The organism is Streptomyces sp. NPDC025651 (genome assembly GCF_055558735.1).
In genome coordinates this window covers 240,648-257,907 of the sequence record NZ_JBVHLZ010000004.1, presented here as the reverse complement: position 1 = coordinate 257,907, position 17,260 = coordinate 240,648, and the positions used below count along the sequence as shown (strand labels likewise).

Sequence of the window (17,260 nt, the reverse complement as noted above, 5' to 3'; positions counted from 1 at the left end):
ATGGCGGACTTCCGCCGCCCGCCCGAGTGGCAGCAACAGGCCGACCGCCACACGCAGTTGGTCGACCCGGTCCTCACCGTGCGGCCGATCTCCCGCTTCGAGTTCGCCCGCCGCCCCGCCACCGGGATCGACAACGCCCTGGTCTTCGCCACGGCCAAGGGGACGTACGACGCGTTCGTCCCGCCGCACCGGCCCACGCGCGGGGACGCCGCGTCCCAGCGCTACACGGCGGTGTACGAGGTCGACATGGGACTGCACACCGTCCATCTCGACCTGGAACTGCCCAGCGACGACGACGCCTTCACCTTCGCCGCGAGCGTCGACCTCAGCTGGCAGGTCGGCGACCCCACGCGGTACGTGACGAGCGGCGAGCGCAACGTCCCCGGCAGACTGCGCGGCGAGCTGGAACACCTCGCGCGGCCGCTCACCCGGCGCCACTCCATCGAGGAGAGCCCGGCGGCCGAGTCCGCGGTCCAGCGCGCCGTCGACTCCGTACCCGGCGGCTTCGCCTCCGCCATCGGACTGCGCGTCGGCTGCGCGGTGCGGCTGCGGCTCGACGAGGCGGCGATCGCGCACCGCAGACAGCTGCGGGACATCCGGTACGCCGGTGAGCTCCTCGACCCGCAGCACGCACTGCGGATGCGGGCACAGCACCAGGACCACGAGCTGGAGCTGCTGCGGGCCCAGCAGGCACAGGAGATCCAGACCCAGAAGATCGAGTTCTACCAGTACCACCTGCAGCGGGGCGGCACCGCGGCCCTGGCCCTGCATCTGTCCCAGCACCCCGAGGACACCCAGCTGGTCGCCGAACACGTGCTCAACGACCAGCGCCAGATGATCCAGGTCCAGTCCGACCTGGCCAAACAACTGCTCAACAGCGACGAGCTGGAGGACTACCAGAAGGAGCAGCCCCGCCGCCTGGCCATGCAGGTGGCCAACGACATCCTCAACCAGCGGCTCCCCGGCGCCACGCAGCAGCCGCCCGCTCCCCCGGCGCCACCGACTCCCCCGGCCGCTCCCGCGCCGGAGGGCGGCTACATCGAACAGCCGCCGGGCCCCGAGGACCGGCCCCGGTGACGTCCTCCACCGACCCGTCGCCCGCGCACACCCACACGGAGGTCGGGGAGCGACTGCTCGTCGACCTCCGCGCGGAGATCGGCAGAGCCGACAGCAAGGCGTCCGTCCTGGTGGCCGCGCTGGGCCTGACCGGCGGGGTCTTCAGCGGGCGCCTGGCGAGCAGCGACTGGACACCGGCACGGCTCGGTCCGCAGGGCCAGGCCGTGTGGTGGCTCGGCGCGCTCAGCCTGGTCCTCGCGCTGTTCTCCCTGCTGATGGCCGTCCTGCCGCGCTATCGCGGCGCGCCGTGGACGCCGGGCAGGCCCCTCACGTACTTCGGCGACATCCGGCTCGCCGCCCGTACGGGAGAGCTCGCGGACGCGCTGACCGAGACCGCGCGCGACCCGGGCCGTGCGCTGCTCACGGCCCTCGACGAGACCAGCCGGATCGCCGCCCGCAAACACCAGTGGATCCGCGCCGGCCTGGTCGCCTTCTGCGCGGGCACCGCCCTGATCCCAGCCTCGCTGCTCATCGACTGACCTCTCCCCACCCGACCGAGGATCCCCATGACACAACCGCCGACGCCCCAGCCGGACCCGACCCACCCCCCGAAGTACCCCGACACCGGGGCCGCTCCCTCGTACCCCCAAGAACCCCGGTACCCCGGCGGACAGCACCCCTCGGCGACTCCCTCGGAGCCGCAGTACCCGATACCGCAGGCACCCCCCTCGTACCCCCAGAGCCCTCACCCCCTAGGCCAGCAGCCCCCCTCGTACCCCCAGACCACACAGCCCCAACCCCAACCCCAGCACCAGCACCAGCAGCCGCCCCAGCCCGAGCCGCACCCCCACGAGATCGACCTCGGCCAGCGCCGTGTCCACCTCGCCGAGCATCAGCGCGGCGCCGACGTCACCGCCATCGGCGGTCTGCTCCTGCACGTGCCGAACTTCATCTGCAGCCTGGTGATCGTCGGCATGGTCGCGCTCCTCTTCGGCGGGATCGGAGTGATCCTCGTCCTGCTCTGGCTGCTGAGCGGGCTGCTCGTCTTCAACCGCGCCGCCGAGGGCGTCATCGCCCGCCGCCTGCTGCGCCTGCGCTACCCCACCCAGGAGGAGCGCGCCCGCCTCGAACCGGTCTGGCACGAGGTCACCGCACGCGCGGGTGTCGAAGGACGTACGTACCAGCTGTGGATCGAGGACAGCGACGACCTGAACGCGGTGGCCGCCGCGGGCCACATCGTCGGCGTCACCCGCTTCGCCGTGGACCGTCTGCCCTCGGGCCAGCTCGCCGCCGTCCTCGCGCACGAGCTGGGCCACCACATCGGCGGGCACTCCTGGTCGTCCCTGCTCGGCTACTGGTACGCGCTGCCCGGGCGCCTCGCCTGGCGCGTGGTGCGCGGCGCCGCGGCCGGCATCCGCCGCGTCTCCGGCTGTCTGGCCTGCTTCGGGGCTGGCCTCCTCGTCATGGTCTTCGGTGGCCTGATCGCCGTCACCATCCAGACGCTGTACGGCCTTCCGCTGCTGATCCTCGCCATGCCGTACGCCATCGCCGCGATGGGCCGCCGCGCGGAGCTCCGCGCGGACCAGCAGGCGGCCGCCCTCGGCTTCGCGCCGATGCTCGTCGAGGTCCTCGACCAGATGGAACGCGCCCAGCACGCGGCGCTCCCGGTGGGCAGCAACGCGCGCCCCCGGCAGGAGTCGCTGGCACGGCTCCTCGCCTCGCACCCCGACCACCACACCCGCCTGCACCACCTGCAGCCCTACCTGCGGCCGAGGGCCTGACCCACGCCGCCGGAGAACGCCGAAGGGCGGCCACCCCACACGGGGTGACCGCCCTTCAACAAACCCAGGCCTTACTGGTTGTACGGCCCGTAGTCGTAGTCCTCCAGCGGAACGGCCTGGCCGGAGCCCGTGCCGAACGGGGAGTAATCGATGTCGTCGTAGCCGACGGCCGAGTACATCGCGGCCTTGGCCTCCTCGGTGGGCTCCACCCGGATGTTGCGGTAGCGGGAAAGACCCGTACCGGCCGGGATGAGCTTACCGATGATGACGTTCTCCTTGAGGCCGATGAGGCTGTCGGACTTGGCGTTGATCGCCGCATCCGTCAGGACTCGGGTCGTCTCCTGGAAGGAGGCGGCCGACAGCCAGGACTCCGTCGCCAGCGAGGCCTTGGTGATACCCATCAGCTGCGGACGACCGGAGGCCGGGTGGCCGCCTTCCGTCACGACCCGACGGTTCTCGGTCTCGAACTTCGAGCGCTCGACGAGCTCGCCCGGCAGCAGCTCCGCGTCGCCGGACTCGATGATCGTCACGCGGCGCAGCATCTGCCGGATGATGATCTCGATGTGCTTGTCGTGGATCGACACACCCTGCGAGTTGTAGACCTTCTGGACTTCGCCGACCAGGTGGACCTGGACCGCGCGCTGACCGAGGATCCGCAGCACGTCGTGCGGGTTGGTGGCACCGAAGGTGAGCTTCTGGCCCACCTCGACGTGGTCACCCTCGCGCACCAGGACCTTGGCACGCTTCGAGATCGGGAACGCCGTCTCGTCGCTGCCGTCGTCCGGGGTGACGACGATCTTCTTGGTCTTCTCGGTCTCCTCGATGCGGACACGGCCCGCGGCCTCGGAGATCGGGGCGACACCCTTCGGCGTACGAGCCTCGAAGAGCTCGACGACACGGGGCAGACCCTGGGTGATGTCGTCACCGGCCACACCACCGGTGTGGAAGGTACGCATCGTCAGCTGGGTACCGGGCTCACCGATGGACTGGGCGGCGATGATGCCGACCGCCTCACCGATGTCGACCAGCTTGCCGGTGGCGAGCGAACGGCCGTAGCAGAAGGCACAGGTGCCGACCGCGGACTCACAGGTCAGGACCGAGCGGGTCTTGACCTCCTCGACGCCGTTGGCGACCAGGGCGTCGATGAGCACGTCACCGAGGTCGACGTTGGCCGGCGCGATGACCTTGCCGTCGATGACGACGTCCTCGGCCAGCATGCGGGCGTAGACCGAGGTCTCGACGTTCTCCGTCTTGCGGAGCACACCGTCCTCGCCCTTGACCGCGATCTTCAGCTTCAGACCGCGCTCGGTGCCGCAGTCCTCCTCGCGAATGATGACGTCCTGGGAGACGTCGACCAGACGACGGGTGAGGTAACCGGAGTCGGCGGTACGAAGGGCGGTGTCCGCGAGACCCTTACGGGCACCGTGCGTGGAGATGAAGTACTCCAGCACGGACAGGCCCTCACGGAAGGACGCCTTGATCGGACGCGGGATGGTCTCGTTCTTCGCGTTCGACACCAGACCACGCATACCGGCGATCTGCCGCATCTGCATCATGTTTCCTCGGGCACCCGAGTCAACCATCATGAAGATGGGGTTGGTCTTGGGGAAGTTCGCGTTCATCGCCTCGGCAACCTCGTTGGTCGCCTTGGTCCAGATCGCGATGAGCTCCTGCGTGCGCTCGTCCTTGGTGATCAGACCGCGCTCGTACTGCTTCTGGACCTTCTCGTCCTGCGCCTCGTAGCCCGCGACGATCGCCTTCTTGGCCTCGGGGACCACGACGTCGGAGATGGCCACGGTGACACCGGAACGGGTCGCCCAGTAGAAGCCGGCCGCCTTCAGGTTGTCGAGCGTCGCCGCCACGATGACCTTGGGGTAGCGCTCGGCGAGGTCGTTGACGATCTCGGAGAGCTGCTTCTTGCCGACCGAGTAGTCGACGAACGGGTAGTCCTCGGGCAGCAGCTCGTTGAAGAGCGCGCGGCCCAGGGTCGTACGCAGCCGGAAGCTGTCGCCCTGCTGGTACTCCTGCTCGCCCTCCTCGACGGCCGGCGGGGTCCAGCCGCGCGGCGGGATGGTGCCCACCGGGAAGCGGATGTCGACCTTCGCCTGCAGCGAGAGCTCACGGGCGTCGAACGCCATGATCGCCTCGGCCGTGGAGCCGAACGAACGGCCCTCGCCCTTGACCTCGCGCTCCTCTTCGTCCGTGGTGAGGAAGAAGAGACCGAGCACCATGTCCTGGGTCGGCATGGTGACCGGACGGCCGTCGGCCGGCTTGAGGATGTTGTTCGAGGACAGCATCAGGATGCGGGCCTCGGCCTGCGCCTCCGCGGAGAGCGGCAGGTGGACGGCCATCTGGTCACCGTCGAAGTCCGCGTTGAACGCGGTGCAGACGAGCGGGTGGATCTGGATGGCCTTGCCCTCGACCAGCTGCGGCTCGAAGGCCTGGATGCCGAGGCGGTGCAGCGTGGGCGCACGGTTCAGCAGAACCGGGTGCTCGGCGATGACCTCTTCGAGGACGTCGTACACGACCGTGCGGCCGCGCTCGACCATCCGCTTGGCGCTCTTGATGTTCTGCGCGTGGTTCAGGTCGACCAGGCGCTTCATCACGAACGGCTTGAAGAGCTCCAGGGCCATGGCCTTGGGCAGACCGCACTGGTGCAGCTTCAGCTGCGGACCGACGACGATCACGGAACGCGCGGAGTAGTCCACACGCTTACCGAGCAGGTTCTGACGGAATCGACCCTGCTTACCCTTCAGCATGTCGCTGAGGGACTTCAGCGGACGGTTGCCGGGGCCCGTGACCGGGCGACCACGACGGCCGTTGTCGAAGAGGGCGTCGACCGCCTCCTGGAGCATGCGCTTCTCGTTGTTCACGATGATCTCGGGCGCACCGAGGTCGAGAAGGCGCTTCAGACGGTTGTTGCGGTTGATCACGCGGCGGTACAGGTCGTTCAGGTCGGAGGTCGCGAAGCGGCCACCGTCCAGCTGCACCATCGGACGCAGGTCCGGCGGGATGACCGGCACGCAGTCCAGAACCATGCCCTTGGGGCTGTTGCTGGTCTGCAGGAACGCGGAGACGACCTTGAGGCGCTTGAGCGCACGGGTCTTCTTCTGGCCCTTGCCGGTACGGATGATCTCGCGGAGGCGCTCGGCCTCCTCGTCGAGGTCGAAGGACTCCAGGCGCTTCTGCAGCGCCGCGGCACCCATCGAGCCGTCGAAGTACGTGCCGAAGCGGTCACGCAGCTCGCGGTAGAGCAGCTCGTCGCCCTCGAGGTCCTGGACCTTGAGGTTCTTGAAGCGGTTCCACACCTCGTCGAGACGGTCGATCTCGCGCTGGGCGCGGTCGCGCAGCTGCTTCATCTCGCGCTCGGCGCCCTCGCGCACCTTGCGGCGCACATCGGCCTTGGCACCCTCGGCCTCGAGCTCGGCCAGGTCGGTCTCGAGCTTCTTGGCGCGGGCCTCCAGGTCGGAGTCGCGACGGTTCTCGATCTGCTGACGCTCGACGGAGACGTGCGCCTCCAGGGACGGCAGGTCGCGCGTACGGCGCTCCTCGTCCACGAACGTGATCATGTACGCCGCGAAGTAGATGACCTTCTCGAGGTCCTTCGGGGCGAGGTCGAGGAGGTAGCCCAGGCGCGACGGGACGCCCTTGAAGTACCAGATGTGCGTGACGGGCGCGGCCAGCTCAATGTGGCCCATCCGCTCGCGGCGCACCTTGGCGCGCGTGACCTCGACGCCACAGCGCTCACAGATGATGCCCTTGAAGCGGACACGCTTGTACTTGCCGCAGTAGCACTCCCAGTCCCGGGTCGGACCGAAGATCTTCTCGCAGAAGAGTCCGTCCTTCTCGGGCTTCAGGGTGCGGTAGTTGATGGTCTCCGGCTTCTTGACCTCGCCGTGCGACCACTGTCGGATGTCGTCCGCGGTGGCAAGGCCGATCCGCAGCTCGTCGAAGAAGTTGACGTCGAGCACTTGTCGTCAATCCCTCTTTCGGGGTCGTGTCTCAATCATGGTCTGTACGGGTCCGGGGCGGGGCCGGGACCTCACTGGGAGGTCCCGGCCAGACCCGTCAGACCTCTTCGACGCTGCTCGGCTCGCGCCGGGACAGGTCGATACCGAGCTCCTCCGCCGCGCGGAAGACGTCCTCGTCGGTGTCACGCATCTCGATGGACATGCCGTCCGAGGACAGCACCTCCACGTTGAGGCAGAGCGACTGCATTTCCTTGATGAGCACCTTGAAGGACTCGGGAATGCCGGGCTCGGGGATGTTCTCGCCCTTGACGATGGCCTCGTAGACCTTCACGCGGCCGGTGACGTCGTCGGACTTGATCGTCAGCAGCTCCTGGAGGGCGTATGCGGCGCCGTAAGCCTCGAGCGCCCACACCTCCATCTCACCGAAGCGCTGACCACCGAACTGAGCCTTACCACCCAGCGGCTGCTGGGTGATCATCGAGTACGGACCGGTCGAGCGGGCGTGCAGCTTGTCGTCGACCAGGTGGTGCAGCTTGAGGATGTACATGTACCCGACCGAGATCGGGTCCGGGAACGGCTCACCGGAGCGGCCGTCGAACAGCTGCGCCTTGCCGGACGGGAGCACCATGCGCTCGCCGTCGCGGTTCGGGATGGTGTGCTGCAGCAGACCGGCGAGCTCGTCCTCACGCGCACCGTCGAAGACGGGGGTGGCGACGTTCGTCCCGGGCTGAACGCTGTCGGCACCGATGGCCTGCAGGCGCTGCGCCCAGTCGTCCGCGAGGCCGGAGACGTCCCAGCCGCGGCTGGCGAGCCAGCCGAGGTGGATCTCCAGGACCTGTCCCGGGTTCATTCGGGACGGCACACCCAGCGGGTTCAGGATGATGTCGACCGGAGTTCCGTCCTCGAGGAACGGCATGTCCTCGATCGGAAGGATCTTCGAGATAACACCCTTGTTGCCGTGGCGGCCGGCGAGCTTGTCACCGTCCGTGATCTTGCGCTTCTGCGCCACGTAGACGCGAACCAGCTGGTTCACGCCCGGCGGCAGCTCGTCGCCCTCTTCACGGTCGAAGACGCGTACGCCGATGACCTTGCCGGTCTCGCCGTGCGGCACCTTCAGGGAGGTGTCACGGACCTCGCGCGCCTTCTCACCGAAGATCGCGCGGAGCAGACGCTCCTCCGGGGTCAGCTCGGTCTCACCCTTGGGCGTGACCTTGCCGACGAGGATGTCGCCGGCGATGACCTCGGCGCCGATGCGGATGATGCCGCGCTCGTCGAGGTCGGCGAGGACCTCCTCGGAGACGTTCGGGATGTCCCGGGTGATCTCCTCCGGGCCGAGCTTGGTGTCACGGGCGTCGACCTCGTGCTCCTCGATGTGGATCGAGGAGAGGACGTCGTCCTGCACGAGGCGCTGCGACAGGATGATCGCGTCCTCGTAGTTGTGACCCTCCCACGGCATGAACGCCACGAGCAGGTTCTTGCCGAGGGCCATCTCGCCCTCTTCGGTCGCGGGACCGTCGGCCAGGACCTGGCCCTCGATCACGCGGGCGCCCTCGTCGACGACAACCTTCTGGTTGACGGAGGTGCCCTGGTTCGAGCGCGAGAACTTGGCGATGCGGTACGTGGTGTACGTGCCGTCGTCGTTGGTGACGGTGACGTAGTCCGCGGAGACCTCCTGGACCACACCCGGCTTCTCGGCCTTGATGACGTCACCGGCGTCGGTGGCGCAGCGGTACTCCATGCCGGTGCCGACGAGCGGCGCCTCGGACTTAATGAGCGGCACCGCCTGACGCATCATGTTCGCGCCCATGAGCGCGCGGTTGGCGTCGTCGTGCTCGAGGAACGGGATCATGGCGGTCGCGACCGACACCATCTGGCGCGGCGAGACGTCCATGTAGTCGACGTCGTCACCGGGGACGTAGTCGACCTCGCCGCCGCGGCGGCGGACCAGCACACGGGCCTCGGCGAACCGGAACTCGTCGGTCAGCGGCGCGTTGGCCTGCGCGATGACGAAGCGGTCTTCCTCGTCGGCCGTGAGGTAGTCGACGTCGTCACCGACGACACCGTCGACGACCTTGCGGTACGGCGTCTCGATGAAGCCGAACGCGTTGATGCGGCCGTACGAGGCGAGCGAACCGATCAGACCGATGTTCGGGCCTTCGGGCGTCTCGATCGGGCACATGCGGCCGTAGTGAGACGGGTGCACGTCTCGGACCTCGAAGCCGGCCCGCTCACGGGAGAGACCACCCGGGCCGAGGGCGTTCAGACGACGCTTGTGCGTCAGCCCCGACAGCGGGTTGTTCTGGTCCATGAACTGGGACAGCTGGCTGGTGCCGAAGAACTCCTTGATGGAGGCGACGACCGGCCGGATGTTGATCAGGGTCTGCGGCGTGATCGCCTCGACGTCCTGGGTCGTCATGCGCTCGCGCACGACGCGCTCCATACGGGCGAGACCCGTACGGACCTGGTTCTGGATCAGCTCGCCGACGTTACGGATACGACGGTTGCCGAAGTGATCGATGTCGTCGGTCTCGACGATGATCTCGCGGCCGGACTCACCGATCGTCTCGGTCTCACCGGCGTGCAGCTTCACCAGGTACTTGATCGTGGCGATGATGTCGTCGGTGGTGAGCACGCCGGCGTCCAGCGGCTCGTCCGCACCGAGCTTCTTGTTCACCTTGTAGCGGCCGACCTTCGCGAGGTCGTAGCGCTTCGGGTTGAAGTAGAGGTTCTCGAGCAGCGTCTGCGCGGCCTCACGGGTCGGGGGCTCGCCCGGACGCAGCTTGCGGTAGATGTCGAGCAGCGCGTCGTCCTGACCCTGGGTGTGGTCCTTCTCCAGGGTGGCGCGCATGGACTCGTACTCGCCGAACTCCTCGAGGATCTGCTCGGTCGTCCAACCGAGGGCCTTGAGGAGGACGGTGACGGACTGCTTGCGCTTGCGGTCGATGCGCACACCGACCATGTCGCGCTTGTCGATCTCCATCTCGAGCCAGGCACCACGGGACGGGATGACCTTGGCCGAGAAGATGTCCTTGTCGGACGTCTTGTCGATGGAGGAGTCGAAGTAGACACCGGGCGAGCGGACGAGCTGCGACACCACGACACGCTCGGTGCCGTTGATGACGAAGGTGCCCTTGTTCGTCATGAGCGGGAAGTCGCCCATGAAGACCGTCTGGGACTTGATCTCGCCGGTCTCGTTGTTGGTGAACTCAGCGGTGACGAAGAGCGGGGCGGCGTACGTGAAGTCGCGCTCCTTGCACTCGTCGATCGAGTTCTTGGGAGGCTCGAAGCGGTGGTCGCGGAACGTCAGGGACATCGACCCGGAGAAGTCCTCGATCGGGGAGATCTCCTCGAAGATCTCTTCCAGACCGGACTTGGTGGGGACGTTCTGTCCGCTTTCCAGAGCCGCCTCGACACGAGCCTTCCACGCGTCATTGCCGAGCAGCCAGTCAAAGCTCTCGGTCTGCAGCGCAAGAAGGTTCGGAACCTCGAGGGGCTCCTTGATCTTTGCAAAGGAGATGCGCAGCGGGGCGGTGCTGGCGCCGTTGTTCGTATTCGCGGTCGAGGCAGTGCGCGAGGCGGCCAAGAGGGGGTCCTTCCGAGGGCTCGGACTCACTACGCGCGTACCGGTCCCAGGCTGGACACAGAGACAGAAATCCCAGGTCAGGGAAGTTTCAGTCCACGGTGCTCAAGCATGGGCATGCCCCTGGTGACGGGCAGGAGGCAGCTAACAGGCAGCGCAAAGGGTCAGTGTAGCCAGTTGGCCCACTGATGTCCAGTGCGGGTTCTGGGAGACCCTCGTTGTTCTCAACCCCTGCTGCAAGCCACGCCCTCGATGCACATCGATACTGCCCTCTTCGCCGCCGATCCATGCCTCGGATGCGGATCGTTGTGACGACGCGTCCTGAGAATTGCGCGCTGCGTGCGGTTCGTCAAGGCCCCCCTGCCCGGACAAGGCCCTGAGATCGTCACCGTCACGGCCGTCCCGAGGCACAACGAAGATCACCATACTCGCCGGGACCGACAGCGCAAGGCACCCGCCGCGGGAGCCCCCGAGAACGCCGAAAGGCGACCACCCAGATGGGTGATCGCCCTAGGCGACCCTCGCGTTACAGCGTCTCCGCCGTACGAGGGTGAAAAGAGTCAGACGACTCGTGAGGTCACTTGACCTCGACGGAGGCGCCGGCGCCCTCGAGGGCCTCCTTGGCCTTGTCCGCGGCGTCCTTGGCGACCTTCTCGAGGACCGGCTTCGGGGTGCCGTCGACGAGGTCCTTGGCCTCCTTCAGACCCAGGGAGGTCAGCTCACGCACGACCTTGATGACCTGGATCTTCTTGTCGCCGGCACCCGTGAGGATGACGTCGAACTCGTCCTGCTCGGCCTCGGCCTCAGCGGCGCCGCCAGCGGCACCACCGGCGACGACGACCGGCGCGGCAGCGGCGGCGGTGACGTCGAACTTCTCCTCGAAGGCCTTCACGAACTCGGAGAGCTCGATGAGGGTCATCTCTTCGAACTGCGCGAGCAGGTCGTCCTGGGACAGCTTCGCCATGATGGCGTCCTTCCACTAATTCGGCTGGTGCCGTGTGTACATGAAGGCGGGCGTACGTTGGGCCCGCTGTGACCGCCGCGTCAGGCAGCGGTCAATGTGCGAGCCGAATTACTCGGCACCGCCCTGCTCGGCCTGCTTGGCACGAAGCGCCTCCGCGGTGCGGACGAACTTCGACGGCAGCGCCTGGAAGACAGAGGCAGCCTGCGACTGCTTGCCCTTGAACGCACCGGCCAGCTTGCTGAGCAGAACCTCGCGGGACTCGAGGTCCGCAAGCTTCTTGATCTCGTCGGCGGACAGCGCCTTGCCGTCAAGGACACCGCCCTTGATGACGAGGTTGGGGTTCTCCTTGGCGAAGTCACGAAGACCCTTCGCCGACTCCACCGGGTCACCGGTGACGAAGGCGACCGCCGTCGGACCGTTGAACAGGTCGTCGAGCGTGTCGATCCCGGCCTCGTTGGCCGCGATCTTGGTCAGCGTGTTCTTCACCACGGCGTACTCGGAGTTCGCACCGAGGGAACGGCGCAGCTGCTTGAGCTGGGCCACGGTGAGACCCCGGTACTCGGTCAGCACGGCGGCGTTCGAGCTGCGGAACTTGTCCGTGAGCTCGGCTACCGCGGCAGCCTTGTCGGGCGTCGGCATAGAGCGTCGGCCTCCTTCCGGGTGATGAGGACCGCTCAGAAGGGGCTGGGAAAAACAGAACGCCCCGGCGCAGGCGCACGGGGCGTGAGCTCGACCAGACGGAATCCGTCCGGGAGCACTTCCACAGTCACCTGCGCGGGTCGTCCGCAGTTTCAGCGGATCCTTCGGCCGCCGCACACTCTTTCGAGCACACGGCAACGACCAGCGGTCTTTGGCTTCTGTGGAAGAGTACGCGAACGGGTCCGCGTCAAGCAAATCCGGTCAGAGGGCGCTGTCCGAGCCCGCACCCGCGCCGGCCTTGCCGAGCTCCTTGAACATCTCCATGAGGTCGAAGGTCTGCCCGGCCGGCGGTGCGGTCACCTTGGCGGCGGTGCCGTAGTCGGAGAAGGTCTGCGACATCTTCACCGTGCCCTGGGGGCTCTTCATGTCGATGTCCATGCGGACGGGCAGGTCGTCCTCGTTGACCCAGACCTCGGTGTCGTATCCCTTGATGCCGGACTTCTCGATGTTCTCGAGGAGCTTCTCGCGCTCGCTCTTGCTGAGCACCTCGTCGAGGCCCTTGTTGCTCTCCATCATTTCCTTGACGGTGAGCCGGCCCTTGTAGCGCTGGGTCTCCACTCCGTCGACCTTCGCGGGGCCGAGGTGCTTCAGGTTCGGCGAGTCGATGAGCATCGCGAGCTGCTTCGCCGGGTCCTGGTTCATGTTGTCCAGGCCGCCGGTCATCTGCTTCGCGAGGTTCTCGTCGCCGGCCTGCTCGGCGATGGAGTTGAGGTCCATCTTCATCCAGCGCTTGCCGTCCATGTCCTTGGCCGCCTTGGCGCCCATGTCCATGTACATCACGTTGTCGCGCCAGAGCATCCGGACCTTCTCCGGAGCGTCCGGGTCGCCCTCGGTGAGCGCCGAGCCCGTGATCGTCATGTCCATCACCGTCGGGTCCCAGCCCATGACGCCGGACATCTTCATGTCGCCGCCGCCGTCCATCGCGGCCGGCATCGACATGGTCATCTCGACCTTGGCCGACTTGGCGGCCGAGGTCTTCTTGTACGCGGCCGTGATGACCTCGGTCACCTGCGAACGGGACTGGGTCGTGCCCGAGTCGCCCGCCGCCTTGTCGGACTTGTCGTCGCCCCCACCACAGGCGACCGCGCCGGTACACAGCAGCGCCGTGGTGAGCACGGCGCCCATCGCCCGCTGACGTCCCTTGCGTCCACGTACGACACCAACAGTCATGACCCCACCCCTAGGAACACATGATCGACACATTTCTGACTGCCGAGGGTACCCGAGGGGTGGGAGACGTGGCCTGCGAGTTCTGCCTGGCTAGACGGCGGGCTGCTTGTTCATGAGGTCCTTGAAGCTCATGGTGTCCGAGGCCGGGGGCTTCTGGACGGAGAGCGGCGTGCCGTAGTCGCTGTAGTAGGCGGTCTGCGAGAAGTCGCCGTTCTTCGTCTCGGCCTTCTCGACCTTCTTCACCAGCAGGTCGTCGTCGTTGACCCAGATGTCGATCGTCTCGGTGCTCATGCCGGCCTGCTCGAACTGCTTCTTCAGCTCGGACAGTTGGCCCTCGTCCAGGTCCGTGCTCTTGGCGGTGAAGTCCGCGATGTCGACCGTGCCCGAGTAGTGGGTCGCCTGCGTGCCGCGGACCTTCTCCTCACCCACGCGCTTCACGTCGCCCGAGGCCAGCAGCATCTTCACCGACTGGTTCGGCGTGGTGTTCTGCATCTGGTCCTGGAACGCCTCGCCCGCGGCGCCGCTGAGCTCGGCCAGCGTGGCGTAGTCGTACTCGAGCCAGTGCTTGCCCCCGCCCGCCTGGGCCGCGAACTTGTCGCCCATGTTCGCGTAGAAGCCGTTCTTCAGATAGCGGTAGTCGATCTTCGTCTGACCGAGCTGCTCCATCTGCTGGGCCTGCGTACCACCCGTGAAGGTCACCGTCATCTTGCCCGTGATGCCGTCCGACCAGCCCATGACGCCCTTCATGTCCATGGACGTCTGCGTGCCCATGGTGGTCGAGCCGTCGATCCGGGCGGTGTCCGCCTTGTCGGTCGACTTCTCGACGGAGCGCAGAGCGGCTATCGGGCTGACGCTGATCCCGCCCTTGTCCTTGTCGCCGTCCGCCTTGTCCGAGGAGCCGCCGGAGCCGCCCGAACCGCAGGCCGCGACGCCGGTCAGAGCGGCGGCCACCGCTATCGAGAGCCCCGCGCGGCGCATGGTCGTGCTGTTCATGTAGTCCCACCCCTTGGCATTCGTGGTGGCCCGCACGCTAGCGCAGGCCTCTGACAGACGTATCCGAAAGCCCCGTACGCAAGAAAGCCCGTACACAAACAGGACGGGCCCCGCACCTCGAAAGGTTGCGGGGCCCGTCCACAGAACGCGTACGCGACGCGGCTGCCGTCAGGTTCAGACGGCGGCCGGGTCCTCCTCGACGAGGAGGTTGCGGGTGCGGTTCGAGTCCAGCGGAATGCCGGGGCCCATCGTGGTGGTGATGGCGGCCTTCTTGATGTAACGACCCTTGGCGGCCGACGGCTTCAGACGGAGGATCTCCTCCAGGGCCGCGGCGTAGTTCTCCACCAGCTTGGTGTCGTCGAAGGACACCTTGCCGATGATGAAGTGCAGGTTCGAGTGCTTGTCGACGCGGAACTCGATCTTGCCGCCCTTGATGTCGTTGACAGCCTTCACGACGTCGGGGGTGACGGTGCCGGTCTTCGGGTTCGGCATCAGACCACGCGGACCGAGCACGCGGCCGAGGCGGCCGACCTTGCCCATGAGGTCCGGGGTGGCGACGACGGCGTCGAAGTCCAGACGGCCCTTCGCGACCTCGTCGATGAGCTCGTCGGCGCCGACGATGTCGGCCCCAGCGGCTTCCGCGGCCGCAGCACGGTCACCGGTCGCGAAGACCAGGACCCGGGCGGTCTTGCCGGTGCCGTGCGGGAGGTTCACGGTGCCGCGGACCATCTGGTCGGCCTTGCGCGGGTCGACGCCCAGACGCATGGCGACCTCGACGGTGCCGTCGAACTTGGTCGAGGAGGTCTCCTTGGCGAGACGGACGGCCTCGAGCGGGGCGTACAGCTTCTCCCGGTCGATCTTGGCGTCCGCAGCGCGGAGAGTCTTGCTGCGCTTCACTACTGCTCCTGTTGGTTCAGGTATGGAGTCGTGGTGCGGGCCAGCGCTTGGCCCTACCACTGAGAAAGGTCAGACGGGGGGAGGTTCTCAGCCCTCGACCGTGATGCCCATGGAACGGGCGGTGCCGGCGATGATCTTCGAAGCGGCGTCCAGGTCGTTGGCGTTGAGGTCTTCCATCTTGGTCTGCGCGATCTCGCGGATCTGCGCCTCGGTGACCTTGGCGACCTTGGTCTTGTGGGGCTCGCCGGAGCCCTTCTCGACACCAGCGGCCTTCAGGATCATCTTGGCGGCCGGCGGCGTCTTGGTGATGAAGGTGAAGGAGCGGTCCTCGTAGACCGTGATCTCCACCGGGATCACCCAGCCACGCTGCGACTCGGTCGCGGCGTTGTAGGCCTTGCAGAACTCCATGATGTTGACGCCGTGCTGGCCCAGCGCGGGACCGACCGGCGGGGCCGGGTTGGCGGCACCAGCCTGGATCTGGAGCTTGATCAGCCCCGTGACCTTCTTCTTCTTGGGAGGCATTGCTCTCTCCGGGTCCTAGTGAGAGTTTTCAGCCGACCATCCGGTCATCCGGATGGAGGCATACCGCACAACGATAACGGGTATAGTCGCGCAGCTAAAAACCGAGCAGGTCAGACAGGCTTTGACAGCCCGCCTGACCTGGTCGGAAGCGTGTGTTCCAGAGGAAGCCCGTGGAGGCTAGTTCTTCTGGATCTGGTCGAAGCTGAGCTCGACCGGGGTCTCGCGGCCGAAGATCTCGACGAGACCCTTGACCTTCTTCGAGTCGGCGTTGATCTCGTTGATCGTCGCCTGCAGCGTCGCGAACGGGCCGTCGGTGACGGTGACCGAGTCGCCGACCTCGAAGTCCAGGACCTGGACCTCGACCTTGCGCTGCGGAGCGGGCTTGCCCTCGGCCTCGGCGGCCTCGCGGGCGGCCTTCTCCTCGGCCTCCGGGGCGAGCATCTTGACGATCTCGTCCAGGGTCAGCGGGTACGGGTCGTAGGCGTTGCCCACGAAGCCGGTGACGCCGGGGGTGTTGCGGACGACGCCCCAGGACTCGTTCGTCAGGTCCATGCGCACCAGCACGTAGCCGGGGAGCTTGTTCTGACGGATGGTCTTGCGCTCGCCGTTCTTGATCTGGGCGACCTCTTCCTGCGGCACCTCGGCCTGGAAGATGAAGTCCTCGACGTTCAGCGAGACGGCACGCTGCTCGAGGTTGGTCTTCACGCGGTTCTCGTAACCGGCGTAGGTGTGGATGACGTACCACTCGCCGGGGAGGGTGCGGAGCTCCTCGCGCAGGGCGACGATCGGGTCGACCGGCTCGGCCTCCTCCTCGGGCGCCTCGTCCACGGCGTCCTCCGCGGGCTGCTCGTCGGCGACCTCGGCGACGGCGTCCTCGTCCTCCTCGGACTCGGCGACAGCCTCGGCGTCGCCCTCCAGGTGGATGGCGGCCTCTTCGGCGGGCTCGCCGGCGGCGGCGTCGGCAGCCTCGGCCTGATCCGGCTCCTCGGCGTCCGCCGCCTCGACGATGTCGAGCTCGTCCTCAACGGACTCGACCGACTCGATGGCGTCGTTCAGGTTCGGGTCAGACACGGTGGCTGCTTCTTCCTGGATACATGGGGTGGAACACGCGAATAGGGGCGCCGGGTACGGCGCCCTTCGCTCTCGGCTCAGCCGAAGATGTACTTGACAGCGTGGCTGAAGCCATAGTCAATCACGGTCACAAGGCCGATCATGATGACGACGAAGACAATCACCACGGTGGTGTAGGTGCTCAGCTGACTGCGAGTCGGCCAGACGACCTTGCGGAGCTCCGCGATGATCTGGCGGTAGAAGAGCGCGAGACGGCCGAAGGGGCCCTTCTTGCCTCGCTTGCCACCCTTGCGGGCCTTCTTCTTGGACTCCGGCGCCTCGTCCTCGGCATCAGGCATGTCGATGGAGCCCACGGCGTCCGTCACTCGTCCTCACCTGATTCCGGGTCGTGGCCGTGCCGCGCCCGGTTGAGCCGCACGGCGGTGCATTGCAGTACGTACATGCGCACACATCCTGGCGAAGGAGTGTGTAGCAGGGCCGGAGGGACTTGAACCCCCAACCGCTGGTTTTGGAGACCAGTGCTCTACCAATTGAGCTACGACCCTTTGATTTCCCC

At 67.0% G+C, this 17,260-nt stretch carries 14 protein-coding genes and 1 tRNA gene; 3 read left to right on the top strand and 12 right to left on the bottom strand.

All coding sequences use genetic code 11. From position 1 onward, the window contains the following. Entirely contained in the window at positions 1-1,077 is a 1,077-nt protein-coding gene (locus ACZ4D5_RS17485; RefSeq protein WP_467773254.1) for a PE-PGRS family protein, read from the top strand. Further along, positions 1,074-1,595: a Pycsar system effector family protein gene (locus ACZ4D5_RS17480; RefSeq protein WP_467773253.1), complete on the top strand. Its 522-nt coding sequence runs from the start codon at positions 1,074-1,076 to the stop codon at positions 1,593-1,595. The genes ACZ4D5_RS17485 and ACZ4D5_RS17480 overlap by 4 nt, the downstream gene beginning before the upstream one ends. Before the next feature lie 213 nt (positions 1,596-1,808). Here the strand turns inward: ACZ4D5_RS17480 and ACZ4D5_RS17475 are convergent, their stop codons facing one another. Then, the gene (locus ACZ4D5_RS17475) at positions 1,809-1,994 is read right to left on the bottom strand and encodes a hypothetical protein (protein ID WP_467773252.1); all 186 of its coding nucleotides are present in this window, start codon (positions 1,992-1,994) and stop codon (positions 1,809-1,811) included. Here ACZ4D5_RS17475 and ACZ4D5_RS17470 point away from each other — a divergent pair, their 5' ends adjacent. Beyond that, complete coding sequence (locus ACZ4D5_RS17470; protein ID WP_467773251.1) at positions 1,995-2,837, top strand: M48 family metalloprotease; 843 nt, start codon at positions 1,995-1,997, stop codon at positions 2,835-2,837. A gap of 71 nt (positions 2,838-2,908) precedes the next feature. On the opposite strand, the gene ACZ4D5_RS17465 is transcribed toward ACZ4D5_RS17470, so the two are convergent. From ACZ4D5_RS17465 to ACZ4D5_RS17415, 11 genes are all read right to left on the bottom strand, one after another. After that, complete coding sequence (locus ACZ4D5_RS17465; protein ID WP_467773250.1) at positions 2,909-6,808, bottom strand: DNA-directed RNA polymerase subunit beta'; 3,900 nt, start codon at positions 6,806-6,808, stop codon at positions 2,909-2,911. 97 nt (positions 6,809-6,905) lie between these two features. After that, positions 6,906-10,391, bottom strand: a complete 3,486-nt coding sequence (rpoB, locus tag ACZ4D5_RS17460; RefSeq protein ID WP_467773249.1) for a DNA-directed RNA polymerase subunit beta — start codon at positions 10,389-10,391, stop codon at positions 6,906-6,908. A gap of 574 nt (positions 10,392-10,965) precedes the next feature. Continuing rightward, on the bottom strand, positions 10,966-11,352 hold the full coding sequence (rplL, locus tag ACZ4D5_RS17455) for a 50S ribosomal protein L7/L12 (RefSeq protein ID WP_362332625.1): 387 nt from the start codon (positions 11,350-11,352) through the stop codon (positions 10,966-10,968). A gap of 108 nt (positions 11,353-11,460) precedes the next feature. Further along, the gene (gene rplJ, locus ACZ4D5_RS17450; protein ID WP_362332628.1) at positions 11,461-11,991 is read right to left on the bottom strand and encodes a 50S ribosomal protein L10; all 531 of its coding nucleotides are present in this window, start codon (positions 11,989-11,991) and stop codon (positions 11,461-11,463) included. A gap of 261 nt (positions 11,992-12,252) precedes the next feature. Continuing rightward, on the bottom strand, positions 12,253-13,221 hold the full coding sequence (locus ACZ4D5_RS17445) for an SCO4651 family lipoprotein (RefSeq protein WP_467773248.1): 969 nt from the start codon (positions 13,219-13,221) through the stop codon (positions 12,253-12,255). Positions 13,222-13,311: 90 nt separating this feature from the next. Then, positions 13,312-14,214: an SCO4651 family lipoprotein gene (locus ACZ4D5_RS17440; RefSeq protein ID WP_467773247.1), complete on the bottom strand. Its 903-nt coding sequence runs from the start codon at positions 14,212-14,214 to the stop codon at positions 13,312-13,314. Positions 14,215-14,388: 174 nt separating this feature from the next. Further along, the gene (gene rplA / locus ACZ4D5_RS17435; RefSeq protein WP_362332636.1) at positions 14,389-15,111 is read right to left on the bottom strand and encodes a 50S ribosomal protein L1; all 723 of its coding nucleotides are present in this window, start codon (positions 15,109-15,111) and stop codon (positions 14,389-14,391) included. Between the two features lie 87 nt (positions 15,112-15,198). Next, positions 15,199-15,633 carry a 50S ribosomal protein L11 gene (gene rplK / locus ACZ4D5_RS17430; RefSeq protein ID WP_030782612.1) on the bottom strand — a complete coding sequence of 145 codons (435 nt, stop codon included), beginning with the start codon at positions 15,631-15,633 and terminating at the stop codon, positions 15,199-15,201. Between the two features lie 177 nt (positions 15,634-15,810). Then, positions 15,811-16,704, bottom strand: a complete 894-nt coding sequence (nusG, locus tag ACZ4D5_RS17425; protein WP_467773246.1) for a transcription termination/antitermination protein NusG — start codon at positions 16,702-16,704, stop codon at positions 15,811-15,813. 77 nt (positions 16,705-16,781) lie between these two features. After that, positions 16,782-17,069 carry a preprotein translocase subunit SecE gene (gene secE / locus ACZ4D5_RS17420; protein ID WP_362332642.1) on the bottom strand — a complete coding sequence of 96 codons (288 nt, stop codon included), beginning with the start codon at positions 17,067-17,069 and terminating at the stop codon, positions 16,782-16,784. A 107-nt stretch (positions 17,070-17,176) separates the two neighbouring features. Beyond that, a tRNA-Trp gene (locus ACZ4D5_RS17415) sits at positions 17,177-17,249 on the bottom strand. Positions 17,250-17,260: the final 11 nt, after the last annotated feature.

Coding starts and splice junctions, on each gene's coding strand:
- ACZ4D5_RS17485 (WP_467773254.1), top strand. CDS start 1: ATGGCGGACTTCCGCCGCCCGCCCGAGTGGCAGCAACAGGCCGACCGC.
- rplL (WP_362332625.1), bottom strand. CDS start 11,352: ATGGCGAAGCTGTCCCAGGACGACCTGCTCGCGCAGTTCGAAGAGATG.
- rplJ (WP_362332628.1), bottom strand. CDS start 11,991: ATGCCGACGCCCGACAAGGCTGCCGCGGTAGCCGAGCTCACGGACAAG.
- ACZ4D5_RS17445 (WP_467773248.1), bottom strand. CDS start 13,221: ATGACTGTTGGTGTCGTACGTGGACGCAAGGGACGTCAGCGGGCGATG.
- ACZ4D5_RS17440 (WP_467773247.1), bottom strand. CDS start 14,214: ATGAACAGCACGACCATGCGCCGCGCGGGGCTCTCGATAGCGGTGGCC.
- rplK (WP_030782612.1), bottom strand. CDS start 15,633: ATGCCTCCCAAGAAGAAGAAGGTCACGGGGCTGATCAAGCTCCAGATC.